Below are 452 nucleotides of genomic sequence, written 5' to 3'. Positions count from 1 at the left end.
TTCAATTGAATGATTTTGCGCTCTAACTTATCCAATGACTCGGGCTTTGAATCTATCTGCATTCGAATACTCGAAGCCGCTTCATCAATGAGATCAATCGCCTTATCTGGTAACTGACGATCTGAAACATATCGGTGAGATAGCGTTGCCGCCGCTACGATAGCAGGATCGGTAATTTCTACATGATGGTGGAGTTCATAGCGCTCTTTCAAACCACGAAGAATCGCTACCGTGTCTTCAACGGTGGGTTCATCCACGATCACTTTTTGGAATCGACGCTCCAAAGCCGGGTCTTTCTCTATATATTGTCGGTATTCATCGAGCGTTGTTGCGCCGACACAATGCAGTTCACCACGAGCTAATGCTGGTTTCAGCATGTTACCCGCATCCATAGAGCCTTCGCCTTTACCTGCGCCGACCATAGTATGAATTTCATCGATAAAGAGAATGAC

The 452-nt window shown here is 46.0% G+C and carries 1 pseudogene; it reads right to left on the bottom strand.

Going from position 1 to position 452, the window contains the following annotated elements:
- Positions 1-452, bottom strand: a pseudogene (locus AB4496_RS25505) (type VI secretion system ATPase TssH); the annotation flags it as partial.

Origin of the sequence: Vibrio sp. 10N.222.46.A1, assembly GCF_041473595.1 — a bacterium.
In the GTDB taxonomy this organism is placed as follows: Bacteria; Pseudomonadota; Gammaproteobacteria; order Enterobacterales; family Vibrionaceae; genus Vibrio; species Vibrio tasmaniensis_A.
The sequence above is the reverse complement of the archived record's forward strand: the minus strand, read 5'-3'. Positions and strand labels throughout refer to the sequence as shown.